This window comes from Pseudomonas sp. SJZ074 (assembly GCF_007828215.1).
Lineage (GTDB): Bacteria > Pseudomonadota > Gammaproteobacteria > Pseudomonadales > Pseudomonadaceae > Aquipseudomonas.
In genome coordinates, this window is the sequence record NZ_VIUE01000007.1 from 19,327 (window position 1) to 38,780 (window position 19,454).

The window sequence follows — 19,454 nt, forward strand, 5'->3', positions numbered from 1 at the left end:
GGTGCGCATAGTTCTTGATACTAATGTTCTCGTCCAAGCCTTGGGAAATGCAAAGGACGGTATCGTCTTGGTTGATCCCGCCACGGGGCACGATATTGATAGGGCGGAGGCTAGAGCTGAGGCCCTGATTGAACTGGTCGACGCGAGGGGCGGGACCGTGTTGATCCCAACACCTGCACTGGCTGAGTATCTGGTCGGCATTGATCGGGATTTTCATCAGAGTCACCTTGATGTCATAAACGGCCTCTCATGTTTTGAAATAGTATCGTTTGATCAGATCGCAGCGGTTGAATGTGCTCGAATGGTTGATGACAACGAACTGAAGGTGCTTGATCCGGCAGCAACGAAAGCCAAGTTACGTTTTGATCGTCAGATCATTGCGACAGCCTTGGCAACCAATGCTGATGAAATCTGGACTCATGATGCGGGGCTTTACTCCAAGGCTCAGAAGTGTGGGCTTGTGGTGCGATCGCTGGGAGATATTGAGCCGGCTCCCGAGCAACTCGAGGTCAATCTCGATCCCTAGGATTTATTGGAACGTAGACAACGGGATTCATTTGTTTTCATTACCACGCGGAGCGTAAAAGCGATCACCCATAAAAAGCCCCAGGTCTTACGACTCGGGGCTTTTTGTGCTCAGACAATCTTTGAATGTGGCCGTCATGGAAGAAAGCGCGCAACAGCGTTCAGAACGCTATGTATCCACCCGCAGCCAGCACCCGGCGTGGCTTTTGCTCGCCTCGCGTCGTGCTCCGCTCGTACTGGGTTGCCTACGAACACTTTTCGAGCGGGCGCACGATGGGATTCCCATGGAGGACGCGCTGCAGGCTCTATCTGAAATGCTGACTGCTTACGCCAGCCAGGAGCTCTATGAGATCGACCCGGATGCAACGCATCTCCAAGCAGGTCGTGAACTTCGTGAGTGGATTAAGCGGCGTCTTGTAGTCGAGCGGGAGGGCCGGATCTACGCAACCGACGCGTTGGAGTCCGCCATCCAGTTTGTCGACTCGTTGGATAGCCGGATCATGACCACTACGGCATCGCGCCTTTCGGTGGTCCAGCGCGAAATCGAAAACCTGGAAACAGGTCTGAACCCCAGCCCAACTGGCCGTATTATCAGCATTCGCCGCCGCATCCAGGATTTGGAGCACGAGCTAGCGCAGGTAGAGGCTGGTCACGTTGTCGTGCTGGATGAAGCACAGGCGATAGAAGGCATACGCGAGATATATAACCTGGCCACCAGCCTGCGCGCTGACTTTCGACGAGTTGAAGATTCTTGGCGCGAGGCTGATCGCGCTCTTCGACACTCCATCATCAGCGAGCAATCTCACCGGGGCGAAATCGTCGATCGCTTGCTGGATGGTCAAGATGCTCTACTTAATACACCGGAGGGGCGTGTCTTCGAAAGCTTCCAGCAGCAACTGAGGCAGTCCGCTGAGCTGGAAGTCATGCGAGAGCGCTTGCGCACTATCCTTCGTCACCCGGCGGTTCCAAAGGCGTTGAATCGTCCCCAGCAACGTGAGCTGCGTTGGTTGGCTTTACGCCTGGTTCGGGAGTCGCAGGCTGTGCTCCAGGCACGCGCCCGAAGCGAGCGCGATGTCCGCGGCTTCATGAAGACGGGGCTGGCTGCCGAGCATCATCGCGTCGGACAATTACTCAACGACTTCTTCAATTTATCGCTCAGCGTCGATTGGCAACGCCAGCCAGAACGCCGTAAGCCTGTCTGTCTACCGCCGGTTGGCGTAGCCATTACCGGTATTCCGGCAATCGAGCGTCTGCGCTTCAAAGCCTTGGATGACGATGATACGGGTGAGCTGGATCTGAGTTTGAAGCCAGCGGGACTGGAACAAATTGATGACGACTTTTGGGATGCCTTCGATGGACTGGATCGTGGAGCGCTGATACAGAACACCCTGGCAGTTCTGGTGGCACAGGGGCGACCTGTGAGTCTCGGGGAACTTGCATCTTTGCTTCCACCTGCCCACGACTTGGAAACCTTTGCGCTCTGGTTGGCGATGGCGCGCGAGGCAGGTATTGAGGTGCTGACAGAGGAGCGTCAGCTCGTGGAGTTAGTTGACGAGGAGCAGCTACGCTGGCGCTTCAATTTGCCTTACGTCGGACTCGACCACGAGGCACTCAAGGATATCGATTGGGAGTTGTGAGCATGGCAGGGATCTTCGATCGAATTGCAGGCGCCCATAGTGCAGACGAAACGGCACTGACGGTGGAGCCCATGACGTGGGGTGACGGCATGGATGAGGAACAACCTGTCATGAGTTCGGCTGTACACGTCGATGAGCGCCGGTCGCCGCAACGGGTACGCGAGGCCGTACAGGAGTTGCTCAAGTACGGGCTGCTGGAACAGAGTCACAAGCCCAATCTATATCGCTCAGCGCTTTCCAATGTCGAGGAGGTAGATAGAGTTCTGGAACCGCTCGACCTTGCCATGGGGCTCGATGAGGTTCGGGGGCTAGTGTTTGTTATCGTTCGCCAGGATGAGTCGGCAGAGCAGGATGAGTGGTCGCATCCACTTGTGCGTCGGCAAAGGCTGAATCTGGAACAATCACTGCTGATTGCCATTTTGCGACAGCATTTCATAGCGTTCGAACAGGAAAGCGGTACGGGAGTCATTCAGGCGCTGGTAGCGGTTGATGATTTGATTCCGCAGGTGCAGCTTTACATGGGAGAACTGGGCAGTGAGGCGAAGGAGCGCAATCGCATCATCACGCTGCTTGACCAGCTCAAGGGGCATGGTTTGGTATCGGCTCCAGACGCACATGATCGCGTCATCATTCGCCCCATCATCACGCATTTGGCCAACCCGGAGAACCTGCAGGCGCTGGTGGCATGGCTGCGAGAGCAAGTGGAGGGCACGGCGACGCTGGCTGCTGATAGCGAGGAGGACATGGCATGAAGCAGACCCTCCTCTGGCGTGACAGCGAGACCTTCATTCTCAGCAGCATCGAACTCTATAACTGGGGCGGCTTTCAGGGCTATCACCGTGCCGAGATCGATCCCTCCGGTACCGCCGTGATCGGCCCGACAGGCAGCGGTAAAACGACGCTGGTGGACGCTTTGATGACCTTGCTGTGCGCCAATCCGCGCTACAACCTGGCATCCACGGGGGGGCATGAAAGTGACCGGGATCTGGTGTCCTATGTGCGGGGAGTGACCGGCCCCGGGGACGGTGGTGTGAAGCAATCTCATATAGCTCGCCAGGGTAAGACGGTAACCGCAATTGCAGCCACGCTCGAGCGTGACGGTACGCAGGTTCGACTGGGCGCTGTGCTTTGGTTCGAGAGCACAAGCTCCTCGGCATCAGATCTGAAAAAACTTTGGCTGTTAAGCGAGTCCCCCGAGCAGACTCTTGAGCATTGGCTCAGCCAGCATCACTCAGGCGGCATGCGGGCTCTGCGTCAAATGGAGAAGGAAGGGACTGGTATCTGGCCTTATCCGAGCAAGAAAACTTTCTTGGCCAGGCTGAGGGATTATTTCGAGGTCGGCGAAAACGCATTCACCCTGCTCAACCGCGCTGCCGGCCTGAAGCAGCTCAATAGTATTGATGAGATCTTTCGAGAGTTGGTGCTGGATGACCGCTCCGCCTTCGAGCGGGCTGCCGAGGTCGCCAGCAGCTTCGATGATCTAACTGACATCCACCGAGAGCTGGAAACCGCTAGAAAGCAACAGCGCTCATTGCAACCGGTCGCCGATGGCTGGGAGCGCTATGGGGCCTTGCAAGAACAGCTGCAGGATAAACAAGCTCTCGAAGGCATTCTTCCGGTCTGGTTTGCCGAGCAGGGTTATCGCCTGTGGTTGGCTGAAACCAATAGGCTCGAGAAGGAACACAAACAGGCCGAACTGGATCAGGAGCAGTTTAAGAGTCAGCTTGAGATCCAGAAGGGCGTGGTCGATCAACATCATCAGCGCTATCTGCGAGTAGGCGGCGCAGGGATAGATCAATTACGCGAGCGCATCGGTGATTGGGTCAGGGAGTGCGATAAGCGCAGCCTGAAAGCCGAGCAATACCAACGCTTGGCCAAAGGGCTTGGACTATCGGATGAGTTATCGGCCGCTGCTCTCAAGGAGAATCAGCAGCAGATCGCGGCACGATTGGAAATACTGACCCAGCAAATTAATGCCGCGCGCCAAAAGGCGTTCAACGCAGGCGTCGTCCAGCAGGAGCTGAATGGTCGTCTACAGACTTTACAGCAGGAGTGTGCTGAGGTTGAGAGACGGCCAGGCTCGAACCTGCCCGGGCACTTTCATGCTTTTCGAAGCGATCTGGCGCAGGAGCTTGGAGTCGATGAGTCGGCTCTGCCTTTTGTTGCCGAGTTGGTTCAGGTCAAGCCCGAGGAGCTGGCCTGGCGGGGTGCCATCGAGCGGGCCATCGGTAGCCACCGGCTACGTATCCTGGTGCCGCAGGGGTCATCCCAGGCTGCACTGCGCTGGGTGAACCAACGGCACAACCGCTTGCATGTGCGCCTGTTGGAGGTAAACGAGCGGTCTTCGCGATCAGTGTTCTTTGATGATGGTTTTACCCGCAAGTTAACCTTCAAGGAGCATCCGTACCGAGAAGCTGTAAAGGCACTACTGGCGGACAATGATCGCCACTGCGTCGAAAGCACGGAGCAATTACGTCATACCCCTCACGCCATGACGGCCCAGGGGTTGATGTCGGGTAAAGAACGCTTCTTCGACAAGCAGGATCAAAAGCGCCTGGATGAAGACTGGCTGACTGGCTTCGATAACCGCGACCGTCTGGCCTTCTTGGCTGAGCAAATTCGCGAGGTCAATGAACAGCTCGCGCCTGCCAGGCTGGCCTTGGATGCTGCCCAGAGCGGTGTCCGTCAGTTGGAGACTCGAGCTTCGCTGCTGCAACGCGTCGAAGAACTGCAGTTCGAGGAAATTGATCTGCCGGGCGCCGAGCGTCAGCTGGAGTCGTTGCGTACTCAGTTGGGCACCCTTACGCGCCCCGATTCTGACCTTGCGATGATCAAGGCTGAGCTGGATGAAGCCGAGGCCCTGCAGGATTCTCTGGATCAGCAGCTGCGCCAACGGATCGAGCAGCGTGTACGGTTGAGAACTCAGTTTGACCAGGCCGCATCCGCTACTCGTAAGGCCTATCACAGTGCCGAGAAGGGGCTAAGTGATACGCAGCGTGAACTGGCACAAGCGCATTTCCCGACCCTGACCGCCGATGACCTCGGCGATATTGTCGAGCTGGAGCGCAAGCATACGCGTGAGCTGCAAGGACAGCTCAAAGCGCTCGGCGAGAAACTGGGCGACCAGAAAACAGAGCTTGCCAAACGTATGTCTGACGCCCTGAAGATAGATACCGGGGCGCTTGCAGAGGTCGGGCGAGAGCTGATGGATGTACCCAAATATCTGGAGCGTCTACGTGTGCTAACCGAGGAAGCCCTACCCGAGAAACTCAAGCGCTTCCTGGAATACCTCAATCGTTCCTCGGATGACGGCGTCACCCAACTGCTCAGCTATATCGACCATGAAGTCTCTATGATTGAGGAGCGCCTGGATGACCTGAACAGTACGATGCAGCGTGTCGATTTCCAGCCCGGGCGCTATTTGCGCTTGGTTGCAAAAAAGGTCATCCATGAAAGTCTGCGCACCCTGCAACACGCTCAGCGCCAACTGAACTCGGCGCGTTTCATCGATGATGAGGGCGAGAGCCATTACAAGGCATTGCAGGAGCTCGTCGGACTGCTCAAGGACGCCTGTGAACACAACAGGAATCAGGGGGCAAAGGCGCTTCTGGATCCGCGCTTTCGCCTGGAATTCGCGGTATCGGTGATTGATCGAGAAAGCAGGAGCGTCATCGAGACCCGAACAGGCTCTCAAGGTGGTAGCGGTGGCGAGAAGGAGATCATCGCCTCCTATGTACTGACCGCTTCTCTCAGTTATGCGCTCTGTCCCGACGGCAGCAGCCGGCCGTTGTTCGGCACCATCGTACTCGACGAGGCGTTCTCGCGCAGTTCTCATGCGGTTGCCGGTCGGATCATCGCGGCGCTGAAGGAGTTTGGCCTACACGCTGTCTTCATTACGCCCAACAAGGAAATGCGCCTGTTACGCCATCACACTCGCTCGGCAGTCGTCGTTCATCGGCGTGGCATGGAATCCAGTCTGGTTTCCCTGAGCTGGGAAGCGTTGGATGAGCATCATCAACAGCGTATCAAGGCCATGCATGAAGTCGCCCACTGAGATCGGCCGCAACTTGGCCAGACAATGGCAGCGCTCCAGTGTTCGGTTGGACCGTTTGCTCAATCCCGCTAGTTGGCCGCAAAGCCTCAGCATCGGTAAGCCTTCGGCACGACTCTTCACTGACAATATCCAGGCGGTGCTCCGGCATGTGGAAAACTGGCGGGGCGTGAACGTGGGTAAGGTCGACTGGGAACCCGTCAGCTACCGAGCAGGGCTGGCCCCCATTTCCTTGCCGATGCGCTGGCACTTGCGCAGTCCCTCCGAATGGGTTGCCGCGACCAATGATCCAATGGTCAGCCAGGAATACGCTCAACTCGAGTATCTGGTCGAGCAGGTAGACAGCGCCTTTCATGCGTTGCTGGTGGCACAACGGAGCTTGTGGTTAACGAAGCCGTCTGAAGAAGTCGTCGCCACGGCGCGACTCGCCACCCGGTTGTCGCCGGGCTGCGCTCAAGGCCGTCCACTGCGCCTGCTTGCCGAGCACGGCGTAGACACCAAGTTTTTCGAGCGCAACGCCAGCTTACTGACCAAGCTCCTCGACGAGCGCTTCGAAGGCGCGGCGTCCGAACAAGGCTTGGCGACGTTTCTGGATGCCTTTGAAGAAGCCAATCATTGGGTTCTGATCGTTCCTCTTCAGCCTGAGCTGTTGCCCTTCAAGCGGCTTAGGCTCAGCACTGCGGAGCTGGCCGAGACCCCACTTCCCGGTTCTCGATTGCTCGTGGTGGAAAATGAGCAATGCATTCACTTGCTGCCAGAAACCTTACCGGACACCCTGGCTGTATTGGGCGCAGGACTCGATTTGCAGTGGTTGGCATCTGCACACTTGGCCGGGAAACAGATCGCTTACTGGGGCGATATGGACACCTGGGGCTTGCTGATGCTGGCGCGAGCGAGACTCCATCAACCCGCAGTCCAGGCACTATTGATGGAACAGGAGCTGTTTGAACAGCACTCGTTGGGTAACGCAGTCGTTGAGCCAACCAAAGCTCCAGAGTTGGCTCCGCCTGGTTTGCTGGCTGACGAAGCGGGTTTCTATCGGTATCTGCTGGTGCAAGAACGAGGACGTCTCGAGCAGGAGTATCTGCCAAAGGCACGAGTGGAGCGGGCTATCAGGGAGTGGGTTCGAAAGATCCCCGTATAGAGCTGCTGATAGGGAGTCAACGGTTGCTCAGCCGCCGTTAAGCAAACTTCCTGAAGTTTTGGGGCAGGGAGCACGGGATAATGCCGGGCAATGCGCAATTGCGATTTCGCGAGTGGTCAATGTTTCTTTTTTTGACTGTTCAGGCGCTTTTCCAAACGCTCCAGCTCTGCCAACTCTTGGGCATCGGTGGCTAGGGCTTCGGCCTGTCGGCGGTGCTGGTCGAACTGCTCGTATCGCTCATGTACCAGCTGTTTCATTTGTTCATGGCTGACGCTGCCTGCGGTGCGCAGGAGCGGTTGCTCGTTGAAGGCCATAAAGCTGTCAATGTATTGCCGCCAGTCGGCGAGCATTAGGTGCTTACGCTGCTCGGCGCGTAGTTCTGCGAAGTCCAGGAACATGCCAACCAGGCGATTGAGCTGGTCTAGCTCCTCGGCGTTCAGGTAGTTCTTGGCCACCACAACATCGGCCTTGCGCACCCGGTCGCCCTTGAAGCTGAGCAGGTTCATGTTGGGGGCGCGGCCATCGGCACGGTGCACGATCAGCTCGGCTGCGGTGTGGCCGGTTACGGCGAAAAACAGCTTGTTCTGCACTTCGGCAAAGAGCCAGGCGGTGTCCTGCTCATTAGCTCGGTAATCCTCGGCCAGGGTGAAGAGGTCGCGTACCTTCTGGTAGAAACGCTTCTCCGAGGCCTGTATGTCGCGGATGCGCTTGAGCAGTTCATCGAAGTAGTCCCAGCGGGGCTCTTTTAGCCGGGCATCGTCCATCACGAAACCCTTCTGCAAGTACTCACCTAGGGTGCGGGTGGCCCACTGACGGAACTGGGTACCACGCGTTGAGCGCACCCGGTAGCCTACGGCGATAATCATCGGCAGGGCGTAAAGATGGGTCAGGTAATCTTTGCCATCGGCGGCAGTAGTAAACTTCTGGTTTACAACTGCCCGTTGAGCCAGTTCCCCATCAGTGATGATGGCTTGGATATGCTTGCCAATGTTCTGCTTGCTGGTCTGGTACAGCTCGGCCATTTCCAGTTGTGTCAGCCAGACTTGGCCATCCATTTCACGCAAGGTGAACTGCGCCAGACCGTCTTCTGTGCTGTAGAGAATTAGCTCGCTATTTGCCATCAGGCGATCTCCAGTTCATCTCCCTTGACGGCGCTTGCCGGTGAGCAGTAGCTGCATAACTGCTACCTTTTCCTGCCGATTTTAAAAGCGAGAGATAATCAGAAACGGCAGAGCCCGCACGGAGCGGGCTCTGTCGAGCGTTTCGTAGACATCTATAGACAACTAGAAACAATTATCTGGCGCACCAGGCGGGATTCGAACCCACGACCCCTGCCTTCGGAGGGCAGTACTCTATCCAGCTGAGCTACTGGTGCAACGCGGCGCCATGATACTCATATGCATGGCGGGCGTCCATGCTGCTGATTTGCTGTTGTTTTCCGGCCTGGGGGCAGGCGTTGGCTACGCTGATCAGAAAAAACGGTCAATTTCGTCTTTTTCGTTCTTTTTTTCGAACAGCCTATTGTCCTTCACCCCCATCGGCCCTAGGATTCGTTTGAGATTTCAAACGCTCCTGTCTGGGTGCTGAACCGCACGTCTATGCTTGTTGTGCGTTATTTCTGTGCTTCAGCCCAGTGAATGATTTCCCTGACGGCAGCCCATAAGGCGCCTTTCTACAACTCTAATTCGCTCCGCGTGTGCGCGGTGCTGTTAAGGAAAGCCGACATGCAGCTTAAAGACACCCAGTTGTTCCGCCAGCAAGCCTTCATCGATGGCGCTTGGGTCGATGCGGACAATGGTCAGACGATCAAGGTCACCAATCCGGCAACGGGCGAAGTGTTGGGTACCGTGCCGAAAATGGGCGCTGCCGAAACCCGCCGCGCCATCGAGGCCGCCGACAAGGCGTTGCCGGCCTGGCGTGCACTGACTGCCAAGGAGCGCGCCAACAAGCTGCGCCGCTGGTATGAATTGCTGATCGAGAATCAGGACGACCTCGGTCGCCTGATGACCCTGGAGCAGGGCAAGCCGCTGGCCGAAGCCAAGGGCGAAATCGTCTATGCCGCGTCGTTCATCGAGTGGTTCGCCGAAGAAGCCAAGCGCATCTACGGTGACGTGATTCCCGGCCACCAGCCCGACAAGCGCCTGATCGTGATCAAGCAGCCGATCGGTGTGACCGCCGCCATTACTCCGTGGAACTTCCCGGCCGCGATGATCACCCGCAAGGCCGGCCCGGCTCTGGCCGCCGGTTGCACCATGGTCATCAAACCGGCCTCGCAAACGCCGTTTTCGGCCCTGGCCCTGGTGGAACTGGCGCACCGTGCCGGCATCCCGCAAGGCGTGCTGAGCGTGGTCACCGGCAGCGCCGGCGACATCGGCGGCGAGCTGACCAGCAACCCGATCGTGCGCAAGCTGTCCTTCACCGGTTCGACCGAAATCGGTCGCCAACTGATGGCCGAATGTGCCAAGGACATCAAGAAAGTTTCCCTGGAACTGGGCGGCAACGCGCCGTTCATCGTGTTCGACGACGCGGACCTGGATAAGGCCGTCGAAGGCGCGATCATTTCCAAGTACCGCAACAACGGCCAGACCTGCGTCTGTGCCAACCGTCTGTACATCCAGGATTCGGTGTACGACGCGTTCGCGGAAAAACTCAAGGCCGCGGTGGCCAAGCTCAAGATCGGCAACGGTCTGGAAGACGGCACCACCACCGGTCCGCTGATCGACGAGAAAGCCGTCGCCAAGGTCCAGGAGCACATCGCCGATGCCGTCGGCAAAGGTGCGACCGTACTGGCCGGTGGCAAGGCGATGGAAGGCAACTTCTTCGAGCCGACCATCCTGACCAACGTCCCGCAAACCGCTGCCGTGGCGAAGGAAGAAACCTTCGGCCCGCTGGCGCCGCTGTTCCGCTTCAAAGACGAAGCCGAAGTGATCGCGATGTCCAACGACACCGAGTTCGGCCTGGCCTCGTACTTCTATGCCCGTGACCTGGGCCGTGTGTTCCGTGTGGCCGAAGCCCTGGAATACGGCATGGTCGGCGTCAACACCGGGTTGATCTCCAACGAAGTCGCGCCGTTCGGCGGCATCAAGGCTTCGGGCCTGGGCCGTGAGGGTTCCAAGTACGGCATCGAGGACTACTTGGAGATCAAGTACCTCTGCCTGGGTATCTGATCCTGCTGCAAGCGCAAAGGGCACGAGAGCGCTGTCCCTTTGCGCCGTTTCAAAACTGCACTTTTTTCTGCGGCCGGGAACGCCGTGGCAGTCGATCATCGCATGCTGCCGCCGTTGAATTCCCGCCGTGTAATCCTTGAGCCGCGCCGCCCTGAGCTGCGAATGAGGACTGTAATGAGCAAGACTAACGCTGATCTGATGGCCCGCCGTACCGCTGCCGTTCCACGTGGCGTCGGCCAGATCCACCCGATCTTCGCCGAGTCGGCGAAGAACGCCACGGTGACCGATGTTGAAGGCCGCGAATTCATCGATTTCGCCGGCGGTATCGCCGTGCTGAACACCGGCCACGTGCACCCGAAAATCATCGCTGCCGTGACCGAACAGTTGAACAAGCTGACCCACACCTGCTTCCAGGTTTTGGCCTACGAGCCATACGTGGAGCTGTGCGAAAAAATCAACGCCAAGGTACCCGGCGATTTTGCCAAGAAAACCTTGCTGGTAACCACCGGCTCCGAAGCAGTGGAAAACGCCGTGAAGATCGCCCGTGCCGCCACTGGCCGTGCCGGGGTGATCGCTTTCACTGGCGCCTACCACGGCCGCACCATGATGACTCTGGGTCTGACTGGCAAGGTCGTGCCGTACTCGGCCGGCATGGGCCTGATGCCTGGCGGTATCTTCCGTGCGCTGTACCCGAACGAATTGCACGGCGTGAGCATCGACGATTCCATCGCCAGCATCGAACGCATCTTCAAGAACGACGCCGAGCCGCGTGACATTGCTGCAATCATCATCGAGCCGGTGCAGGGCGAGGGTGGTTTCTATGTGGCGCCTAAAGAGTTCATGAAGCGCCTGCGCGCCCTGTGCGACCAGCACGGCATTCTGCTGATCGCCGACGAAGTACAGACCGGCGCAGGCCGTACCGGTACCTTCTTTGCCATGGAACAGATGGGCGTTGCCGCCGACCTGACCACCTTCGCCAAATCCATCGCTGGCGGTTTCCCGCTGGCCGGTGTCTGCGGCAAGGCCGAATACATGGACGCCATCGCCCCGGGTGGCCTGGGTGGCACCTATGCGGGCAGCCCGATCGCTTGCGCGGCGGCGCTGGCGGTGATGGAAGTGTTCGAAGAAGAGCACCTGCTGGATCGCTGCAAGGCCGTGGGCGAGCGCCTGGTCAGCGGCCTCAAGGCTATCCAGAAGAAATACCCGGTAATCGGTGAAGTCCGTGCCCTGGGCGCGATGATTGCCGTGGAGCTGTTCGAAAACGGTGATACCCATAAGCCGAACGCCGCTGCCGTGGCTCAGGTCGTGGCCAAGGCGCGTGACAAGGGGTTGATCTTGTTGTCCTGCGGCACTTATGGCAACGTCCTGCGTGTGCTGGTGCCGCTGACCTCGCCGGACGAACAGCTGGACAAAGGCCTGGCGATCCTCGAAGAGTGCTTCTCCGAACTCTGACTTTTCGAGCTGTGCGCTGACCCACAAAAAACCCGCTTTTTAGCGGGTTTTTTCATGCCCGGGTGCCTATCCTGAGGGTTTGGACTGTCTGGAACGGCAGCTATTGTCTAAGGTGCAGGTATTGCAAGGGAGCGATGCCGCATGACTGCTGTGGATTTACCCGCTGTACCCCGCATATTGATCGCCGAGGCCGACCCGGCCTCCCGTGAGTTACTGGAACAGGTGTTATCGGATCTGCGTTGCGATGCGCGGGTGGACACATGCAGCGAGGGCAGACGGGCGCTGGAGTTGTTGGCGCATCATCCTTACGATCTGGTGATCGCTGATTGGGAGCTGCCGGGTGTCGATGGCTTGAGTATCCTGCGCGGCCTTCGCAACCAGCGCCGCACCCCACCATTGCCATTCATCCTGATGAGTCGACGCAATGACAGCGCCAGCGTGCGTGAGGTATTGCCGCTGGCGCCGGCCGCCTATCTGACCAAACCCTTGGACCGGGAAAGCCTGAGCCGGCGTCTGCACGGCTTGCTGTTGGATGGCTCCGAAGACGCCGCCAGCGACGCGCCGGCTCCTGGGCCTGCGCTGACCCTGGCTGCGTATCTTGAGCGTCGGCGCGAGCAGTCCGAAGGCGCACCGTTGATGACCGATGTGCAAGTGGCGGTCAAGCGCAGCCTCAACCCCAGCGGCCTGGACCTGAAGTTGCTGGAAGAGGAAATCCGCACCGACCCGCAGATCACCGCCGTGCTGATCGCCGCGGCCAACAGCGCAGCCCAGCACCAGGGCGGCGGTCCGGTGCAGACCGTGGCCCAGGCGCTGCACCAGCTCGGCAGCGGGCAAAGCATGAACCTGATCCTCGGGTTGACCCTCAAGCGCTGTGCCCGCCTCAATAATCCCTGTCTGGCGGATTATGCCGAGCGTTATTGGCTATTGTCGCTGCACACCGCCGAATACGCCCGGACGATGGCTCGTTTGCTGGATCTGGATCAGGAGCGCTGTTATTGCGCCGGGCTGCTGCATCGCCTGGGTGAACTGGCGGTGTTGCGCTGTCTGGAAGAATGGAAACAGGCCAATGGCGCACTGGATGAGCCGGAGGAGGTGGGCAATGTCCTGGCGCAGTACGGTGCCGGTTTCGGCTCGGCGTTGCGTACCCGCTGGCGCTTGCCGCTGGAGCTGCGGGAGTTGATTGCGGCAGTCTATGGCCTCGGCGGCGGGGTGTACTCCCGCGAGGCCCTGGTGATGGACATGGCGGCGCAAATGGCCCACCTGACCGAGCATGAAGGCCTCGAAGAGCTGGCCCGGGGGCGCACGGCGCGTCTGCTGAAGATCGGTTTGCCGGAGTTGATGCGTTTGCGCAGGAAGTAGGAGCACAGTGACCCCTGTGGGAGTGGGCTTGCTCGCGAATGGGATCTGTCAGCTACGTTGATGTTGGCTCGCATACCGCTTTCGCGAGCAAGCCCGCTCCCACAGGGTCTTTTGTCGATCAGGCGACGATGATGCGATTTTTGCCCTGGCGCTTGGCTTCGTACATGGCGGCGTCAGCGCGCGCGAACAGGCTGTCGAGGGTCTGGTCTTCGTCGGTGATGCTGGTCAGGCCCTGGCTGACGGTGATGCCGAAACCCTGCTCCCCGCTGCGAAAGGTCAGGCGCTGGATTTCCCGTTGCAGGCGCTCGGCCACTTGCATTGCCATGTCCGGGGCACAGCCGGGGAATACGGCGGCGAACTCTTCGCCGCCGATCCGTCCGAACAGGTCGCCGCTGCGGAGCACGGTCCGCCCGCTTTCGGCGATTTTCTGCAGCACGTTGTCGCCCTCCTGATGACCGTAGGTGTCGTTGATCACCTTGAAATCATCGATGTCCAGCAACAGGAATGCCATGGGCGTTCCTTGCAATCGTGCCTGCTCGAATTCGCGATGGGCACATTCGAAGAAGTGGCGGCGATTGCTGCTCTGGGTCAGCACGTCGGTGGTCGCCAGTCGCTGCAGCTCGCTTTCCAGCAGCTTCTTTTCGGTGATGTCTTCGGCGATGCCCACCACGATCACCGGCTGCCCCGATTCGGCCTGGCGGTTGATGAAGCATTTGTCGCTTAGCCAGCGGATCTGCCCATCGGCGGCGATGATGCGGTACTCACGATCCTCCACGGCACCTTTGACCAGCACTTCGGCCAGGCTGCGTTCGGCGTAATCCAGGTCGTCGGGGTAGATTGCGTCACGCCACTCGTTGAAATCCGCCAGCACCAGACCGACGGGCCGGCCGAAGATCCGTTCGTAGGCGGGGCTTACATAGAGCAGTTGCCGGGTTTCCCAGTTGAATGCCCAGAGCACTGCATTGACGCTGACCAGCAATGAGCTGAAGAGCTGTTCACGTTCGCTCAGGCGCGCCACCTCGCCCTTGGCGTGCATCAGCGCCATGAGCGTCTGGGCCGCCTCGGGCCAATGAGGTTGGGTTGAATCCTGCAGGTTCTTGTCGACCATTGGTACAAATCTCAAAGAGCGTGCATTGTTGAAGGTTCGCACGCGCTTGCTCCGAAGCCCGCCCGGATGGCGAAGTGCTCTTGAGATAAGGGATTCGGGGTGAAGTTCCTTTTCAGGCGACGAAGGGGTGGGGTTCTGGCAGTCGCAGGATTGGGTGCAGAAAAGAAAACCCCGCCGGGTGGCGGGGTTTGGTTATCAGGCCGTAGCAGGCCGCAACGAGTAGGTCTTGAGTTGATCGGCAAAGTCGCGCAAGGATTGGATGCCGCTGACCTCGGCGTCGTGGACCCATTCCTTGATAGCCGCCAGCATGTCGTGGCCGTTGCTGCTGGTCTTGGCCCAGATCTGCTGCAGGGCCAGGCGTTTTTCGTAGATAACCTTCAATGCCTGGCTGTGCTCCAGCATGTTCTGGATGCGTAGATGGTGACGTTCATCCAGCAGGCTGGTTTCCCGCGACAGCAGGCGTTTGGCCCGGTGGAACTGGTGGCGCACCGAATGATCGACCTTTTCCAGTTCCTGCTTGACCAGCGGGGCGATCACCAGCCTGCGGTACTGGGCCATGATCTGGAACCGATTGTTGAGGATCGCGAGGGCGGTATCCATGTCCAGATGACCCTTGCCTTCGATCCGATGGGCAATCGGCGCGACCCGCTGGACCTTGGCCAGATGCAGGAAGCGGAACACCTGGATCCAGGCCCAGCCCAGGTCGAACTCCCATTTGCGTACCGACAGCTTGGCCGAGTTAGGGTAGGTGTGGTGGTTGTTGTGCAACTCTTCGCCACCGATCAGGATGCCCCAGGGTACCAGGTTGGTCGCTGCGTCGCGGCACTCGAAGTTGCGGTAGCCCACGGCATGGCCCAGGCCATTGACCACGCCGGCGGCCCAGACCGGGATCCACATCATCTGGATCGCCCAGATGGTGATGCCGATGGTGCCGAACAACAGCAGGTCGATCACGCCCATGATCGCCACGCCCAGGAGTGGGTAGCGGCTGTAGAGGTTGCGTTCGATCCAGTCTTCGGGGCAGTTTTTGCCGTAGATGCGCAGGGTTTCCGGGTTTTCCGCTTCGGCGCGGTACAGCTCGGCGCCTTTGCGCAGCACGGTGGACAGGCCTTTGACGACCGGACTGTGGGGATCGTCGACGGTTTCGCACTTGGCGTGGTGCTTGCGGTGGATAGCGGTCCACTCGCGGGTGTTCTGCCCTGTGGTCAACCATAGCCAGAAGCGGAAGAAATGTTTGAGGCCGGCGTTGAGCTCCAGGGAGCGGTGAGCCGAATAACGGTGCAGATAGACCGTGACGCTGATGATCGTGACGTGGGTCATCAGCAGGGTGACCGCCACCAGCGACCAGGGCGACAAGCCAAGAAAACCTTCGTACCACATAGGCTGTAGGGCCCTCGATAAAGATAGAAACAGCCGTTGCATTATCAACAGCCCTACAGATAAAACCAGTCGGCCTTTCAGATAAGAGTGGCAGGATGTTTCTTCCTCTATAATCCCCGCCTATTTATAAGGACATGGACGACCGCATGACTGCCCATCACCGCATTGCCATGGGTGAAGCGCTGCTTTACCTGGTGCTATCAATTGCCTGGTTGCAACTGGTTGGTTATTTATTAAGCAGTTTCTTCGATCAATCCGCCGCCAGGCAGACCTGGCAACTGATCAACGGCTATGCCTGGCTGCTGGTCAGCGCCGGGTTGATCTTTTTCGCGCGGGTGCGGATGTCCCGGTCCGGCGAAGGAGGGCACACGGGCGATCGCGAGCGTCTGCGCCAGGCCGCCGCCGTCTTCGATTGCACCCGCGAAGGGGTACTGGTGACGGATCGCAGCGGGCTCATCGTGCACGTGAACCGAGCCTTCATGGTAATAACCGGTTATGACCGGGATGAGGTGCTGGGCCGGCGCCCCAACCTGTTCAAGTCCGGCCGCCATGGGCCGGATTTCTACCGCGACATGTTTGCTTCCCTGAACGGGCGGGGCGAATGGAGCGGGGAAATCTGGAATCGACGCAAAAGCGGTGAGATCTTCCCGCAGTGGCAGACGATCCGGGCGCTCGTCGACGACAACGGCCAGGTCAGCCAGTACGTTGCAGTGTTCTCCGACATCAGTGCGATCAAGGATTCGCAACACGAACTGTCATACCTGGCTCATCACGATCCGCTGACCGGCCTGCCCAACCGCATGCTGTTTTCCGACCGTGCGGAACAGGCCCTGGCGTCGGCGCAACTGCACAAGCGCGGCTGCGCCCTGCTGTTGGTGGACCTGGACCATTTCAAGAACATCAATGACAGCCTCGGACACTCGGTGGGCGACGAGTTGCTCAAAGGCGTGGCCGAGCGGTTCCAGGAGCTCTTCGTGCCGGGGGTGACCCTGGCTCGCCTGGGCGGCGATGAGTTTGCCGTACTGGTGGAAAACTGTTCGCAGCCGGGGCAGGCAGCGGTCCTGGCCCAGCGCATTCTCGACGTCCTGAAGGAGCCACTGCGGGTCGACAGTCATGCCTTGTTCATCAACGCCAGTATCGGTATCAGCCTGTTTCCCGGTGACGCCCTCAGCGCCGGTCAATTGTTGCGCAATGCCGACTCGGCCCTGTTCAAGGCCAAGAGCACCGGGCGTGACGGCTATGCCTTGTACACCGAAGAATTGACCGCCCATGCGCAACAACAGGTCGAGATTGCCTTCGAACTGCGTCGTGCCCTTGCCCAGCAAGAGTTGCGGGTCCATTACCAGCCGGTGCACGACCTGGCGTCCAATCGCCTGATAGGCGTCGAAGCGCTGGTGCGTTGGGAGCATCCTGTGCGTGGTTTGATCTCGCCGGCCGAATTCATCCCCGTCGCCGAGCGCACCGGGCTGATCGCCCAGATCGATGGCTGGGTCATGGCCCAGGCCTGCCGACAGATGTGCCAGTGGCAGCAGGCCGGGGTCGCGTTGACGTTCGTCGCGGTGAACGTTTCCAGCCGATTGTTCGCCCATCGCGAGTTGTATGAGCAGGTTTCCCAGGTGCTGCATGAGACCGGTCTGGATCCGTCGTTCCTGGAGTTGGAGGTGACCGAAAGCGCGGTGATGGAAGATCCGGAAGTGGCGTTGGAGCAGATGCATCGTTTGCGGGAGCTGGGCGTGCGCCTGGCGATCGATGACTTCGGCACCGGCTATTCGTCGTTGCTGCGGCTCAAGCGCTTGCCGGTGCAGAAACTCAAGATCGACCAGGGTTTTGTCGCCGGGTTGCCGTGGGATGAGGACGACGCGGCAATCGTCCGGGTCATCATCGCCCTTGCCCGTAGCATGGGTATGCAGGTGCACGCCGAAGGCATCGAACAGCGCGAACAGGCGGGATTCCTGCTGGAGCAGGGCGGTGAGATGGGACAGGGCTACTGGTTCGGGCGGCCGATGCCGGCGCAGCAGCTGGATTGGGAACGGGCCCCGGCGATCACCTGACAGACAAAAAAACCTGTGGGAACGAGCCTGCTCGCGATAGCGGTGGGACAGTCAACATTTTGGTCTCTGGCAGACCGCATCGCGAGCAGGCTCGCCCCCACAGGATCTGTTGGTATTTTGGTTATATAAAAATTCTTAAATAGTCTTTTTAAGAATATCACGGCTTATCTAGTATTGCTCCAACGCCCCAGGCAGTGCCGCCACTGCCGGGCATTCATTCAAGGAGCAGCAGCATGAGCGCATCCCTACGTAGCGTCGACGGCCAGGACGAAGCAACCATCTTGCGCGAGATCCAGAGCGCATTGCGTGATCTGCGCTTTGGCGCGGTGGAAATCACCGTGCATAACGCGCAGGTGGTCCAGATCGAACGCAAGGAAAAATTCCGCCTGCAGCAGCCGAGCCACAAACCGGGCTGAAACAGTATGGCTGTGGGGAATTTTCAGGACCACCCGATCTGCCAGAAACCATAAGAAACCAGAATTCCAGGAGCTTTCACCATGTCGTCGATTCGCCGTTATGCCCTGGCCGCCCTGGCCAGCGCTGTTTTCGCAGGTTCCGCCGTCGCGAAGGATTACGAGCTGCTCAACGTGTCCTACGATCCAACCCGTGAGCTGTACCAGGATTACAACGCCGAATTCGTCAGTTTCTGGAAGCAGGCCCACCCGGACGACAGCGTGAAGATCCAGCAATCCCACGGTGGCTCGGGCAAGCAGGGCCGAGCGGTGATCGATGGGTTGCGTGCCGACGTCGTGACCCTGGCCCTGGCCGGTGACATCGATGAAATCGCCAAACTGGGCAAAACCCTGCCGCTGGACTGGCAGCAGCGTCTGCCGGAAGCCAGCACGCCTTACACGTCCACCATCGTGTTCCTGGTGCGCAAGGGCAACCCCAAGGGCATCAAGGATTGGGGCGACCTGATCAAGAACGACGTGTCGGTCATCACCCCGAACCCGAAGACCTCCGGCGGTGCGCGCTGGAACTTCCTCGCGGCCTGGGCCTATGGCCTCAAGGCCAATGGGGGTGACGAGGCCAAGGCCAAGGAGTACGTGCAGGCGTTGTTCAAGCACGTACCGATCCTCGATACCGGCGCCCGCGGTTCGACCATTACCTTCGTCAACAATGGTCAGGGCGACGTGTTGCTGGCCTGGGAAAACGAAGCCTTCCTGGCGCTGAAAGAAGAAGGGGGAGCCGACAAATTCGACATCGTCGTGCCGTCGCTGTCGATCCTTGCCGAGCCTCCGGTGGCGGTGGTGGACAAGAACGCCGAGAAGAAAGGCAACCTGGAGATCGCCGAAGCTTACCTCAAGCATCTGTACAGCCCGGCCGGACAGGAAATCGCCGCGAAGAATTTCTATCGTCCGCGCGACAAGGACGTGGCCGCCAAGTACGCCCGGCAGTTTCCCAAACTGGAGCTGGTGACCATCGACAAGGACTTCGACGGCTGGAAAACCGCCCAACCGAAATTCTTCAACGATGGCGGCGTGTTCGACCAGATCTATCAGGCGCAGTAAGCTGGATGGACCTTGCAAAACGGTTTACTTAAGAAGGGCTTCTGTGGGAGCGAGGCCTGCTCGCCCCCA

Annotated in this window: 14 protein-coding genes and 1 tRNA gene; 11 read left to right on the forward strand and 4 right to left on the reverse strand. The window is 59.1% G+C overall.

The genetic code is table 11. The annotated features are described in order from the left end of the window. Nucleotide 1: 1 nt before the first annotated feature. The 5 genes from FBX99_RS10585 to FBX99_RS10605 all read left to right on the forward strand — a co-directional run bounded on the left by FBX99_RS10585 (nucleotide 2) and on the right by FBX99_RS10605 (nucleotide 7,357). Entirely contained in the window at nucleotides 2-526 is a 525-nt protein-coding gene (locus FBX99_RS10585) for a PIN domain-containing protein (protein ID WP_144929797.1), read from the forward strand. A gap of 136 nt (nucleotides 527-662) precedes the next feature. Then, the gene (locus FBX99_RS10590; protein WP_144929796.1) at nucleotides 663-2,162 is read left to right on the forward strand and encodes a DUF3375 domain-containing protein; all 1,500 of its coding nucleotides are present in this window, start codon (nucleotides 663-665) and stop codon (nucleotides 2,160-2,162) included. A 2-nt stretch (nucleotides 2,163-2,164) separates the two neighbouring features. Next, nucleotides 2,165-2,914, forward strand: coding sequence for a DUF4194 domain-containing protein (locus tag FBX99_RS10595; protein WP_178111898.1), 750 nt, complete (start codon nucleotides 2,165-2,167; stop codon nucleotides 2,912-2,914). Then, nucleotides 2,911-6,216, forward strand: coding sequence for an ATP-binding protein (locus FBX99_RS10600; protein ID WP_144929795.1), 3,306 nt, complete (start codon nucleotides 2,911-2,913; stop codon nucleotides 6,214-6,216). Before FBX99_RS10595 ends, FBX99_RS10600 begins: the two co-directional genes overlap by 4 nt. After that, entirely contained in the window at nucleotides 6,167-7,357 is a 1,191-nt protein-coding gene (locus FBX99_RS10605; protein WP_256662543.1) for a Wadjet anti-phage system protein JetD domain-containing protein, read from the forward strand. Before FBX99_RS10600 ends, FBX99_RS10605 begins: the two co-directional genes overlap by 50 nt. A 116-nt stretch (nucleotides 7,358-7,473) precedes the next feature. On the opposite strand, the gene rhuM is transcribed toward FBX99_RS10605, so the two are convergent. Both rhuM and FBX99_RS10615 read right to left on the reverse strand, forming a co-directional pair. Beyond that, entirely contained in the window at nucleotides 7,474-8,478 is a 1,005-nt protein-coding gene (rhuM, locus tag FBX99_RS10610) for a RhuM family protein (RefSeq protein ID WP_144929794.1), read from the reverse strand. Between the two features lie 177 nt (nucleotides 8,479-8,655). Further along, nucleotides 8,656-8,732 (reverse strand) — tRNA-Arg (locus tag FBX99_RS10615). A gap of 349 nt (nucleotides 8,733-9,081) precedes the next feature. Here FBX99_RS10615 and gabD point away from each other — a divergent pair. The 3 genes from gabD (at nucleotide 9,082) to FBX99_RS10630 (ending at nucleotide 13,335) form a co-directional block, all read left to right on the forward strand. Then, the gene (gene gabD, locus FBX99_RS10620) at nucleotides 9,082-10,524 is read left to right on the forward strand and encodes an NADP-dependent succinate-semialdehyde dehydrogenase (protein WP_144929793.1); all 1,443 of its coding nucleotides are present in this window, start codon (nucleotides 9,082-9,084) and stop codon (nucleotides 10,522-10,524) included. A gap of 174 nt (nucleotides 10,525-10,698) precedes the next feature. Further along, nucleotides 10,699-11,976 carry a 4-aminobutyrate--2-oxoglutarate transaminase gene (gene gabT / locus FBX99_RS10625; protein WP_047700115.1) on the forward strand — a complete coding sequence of 426 codons (1,278 nt, stop codon included), beginning with the start codon at nucleotides 10,699-10,701 and terminating at the stop codon, nucleotides 11,974-11,976. A 141-nt stretch (nucleotides 11,977-12,117) separates the two neighbouring features. Beyond that, on the forward strand, nucleotides 12,118-13,335 hold the full coding sequence (locus FBX99_RS10630) for an HDOD domain-containing protein (RefSeq protein ID WP_144929792.1): 1,218 nt from the start codon (nucleotides 12,118-12,120) through the stop codon (nucleotides 13,333-13,335). A 118-nt stretch (nucleotides 13,336-13,453) separates the two neighbouring features. Here FBX99_RS10630 and FBX99_RS10635 read toward each other — a convergent pair whose 3' ends face one another. Then, a complete protein-coding gene (locus FBX99_RS10635; RefSeq protein ID WP_144929791.1) occupies nucleotides 13,454-14,443 on the reverse strand; it encodes a sensor domain-containing diguanylate cyclase in 990 nt (329 codons plus the stop codon). A 195-nt stretch (nucleotides 14,444-14,638) separates the two neighbouring features. Continuing rightward, entirely contained in the window at nucleotides 14,639-15,823 is a 1,185-nt protein-coding gene (gene desA / locus FBX99_RS10640; RefSeq protein WP_144929790.1) for a delta-9 fatty acid desaturase DesA, read from the reverse strand. Nucleotides 15,824-15,969: 146 nt separating this feature from the next. Here desA and dibA point away from each other — a divergent pair, with 146 nt between their 5' ends. The 3 genes from dibA (at nucleotide 15,970) to FBX99_RS10655 (ending at nucleotide 19,385) form a co-directional block, all read left to right on the forward strand. Next, entirely contained in the window at nucleotides 15,970-17,874 is a 1,905-nt protein-coding gene (dibA, locus tag FBX99_RS10645; RefSeq protein ID WP_144929789.1) for a phosphodiesterase DibA, read from the forward strand. A gap of 233 nt (nucleotides 17,875-18,107) precedes the next feature. After that, the gene (gene oscA / locus FBX99_RS10650) at nucleotides 18,108-18,290 is read left to right on the forward strand and encodes a sulfur starvation response protein OscA (protein WP_042732574.1); all 183 of its coding nucleotides are present in this window, start codon (nucleotides 18,108-18,110) and stop codon (nucleotides 18,288-18,290) included. Between the two features lie 81 nt (nucleotides 18,291-18,371). Continuing rightward, nucleotides 18,372-19,385: a sulfate ABC transporter substrate-binding protein gene (locus FBX99_RS10655; RefSeq protein WP_145131533.1), complete on the forward strand. Its 1,014-nt coding sequence runs from the start codon at nucleotides 18,372-18,374 to the stop codon at nucleotides 19,383-19,385. Nucleotides 19,386-19,454 lie beyond the last annotated feature (69 nt).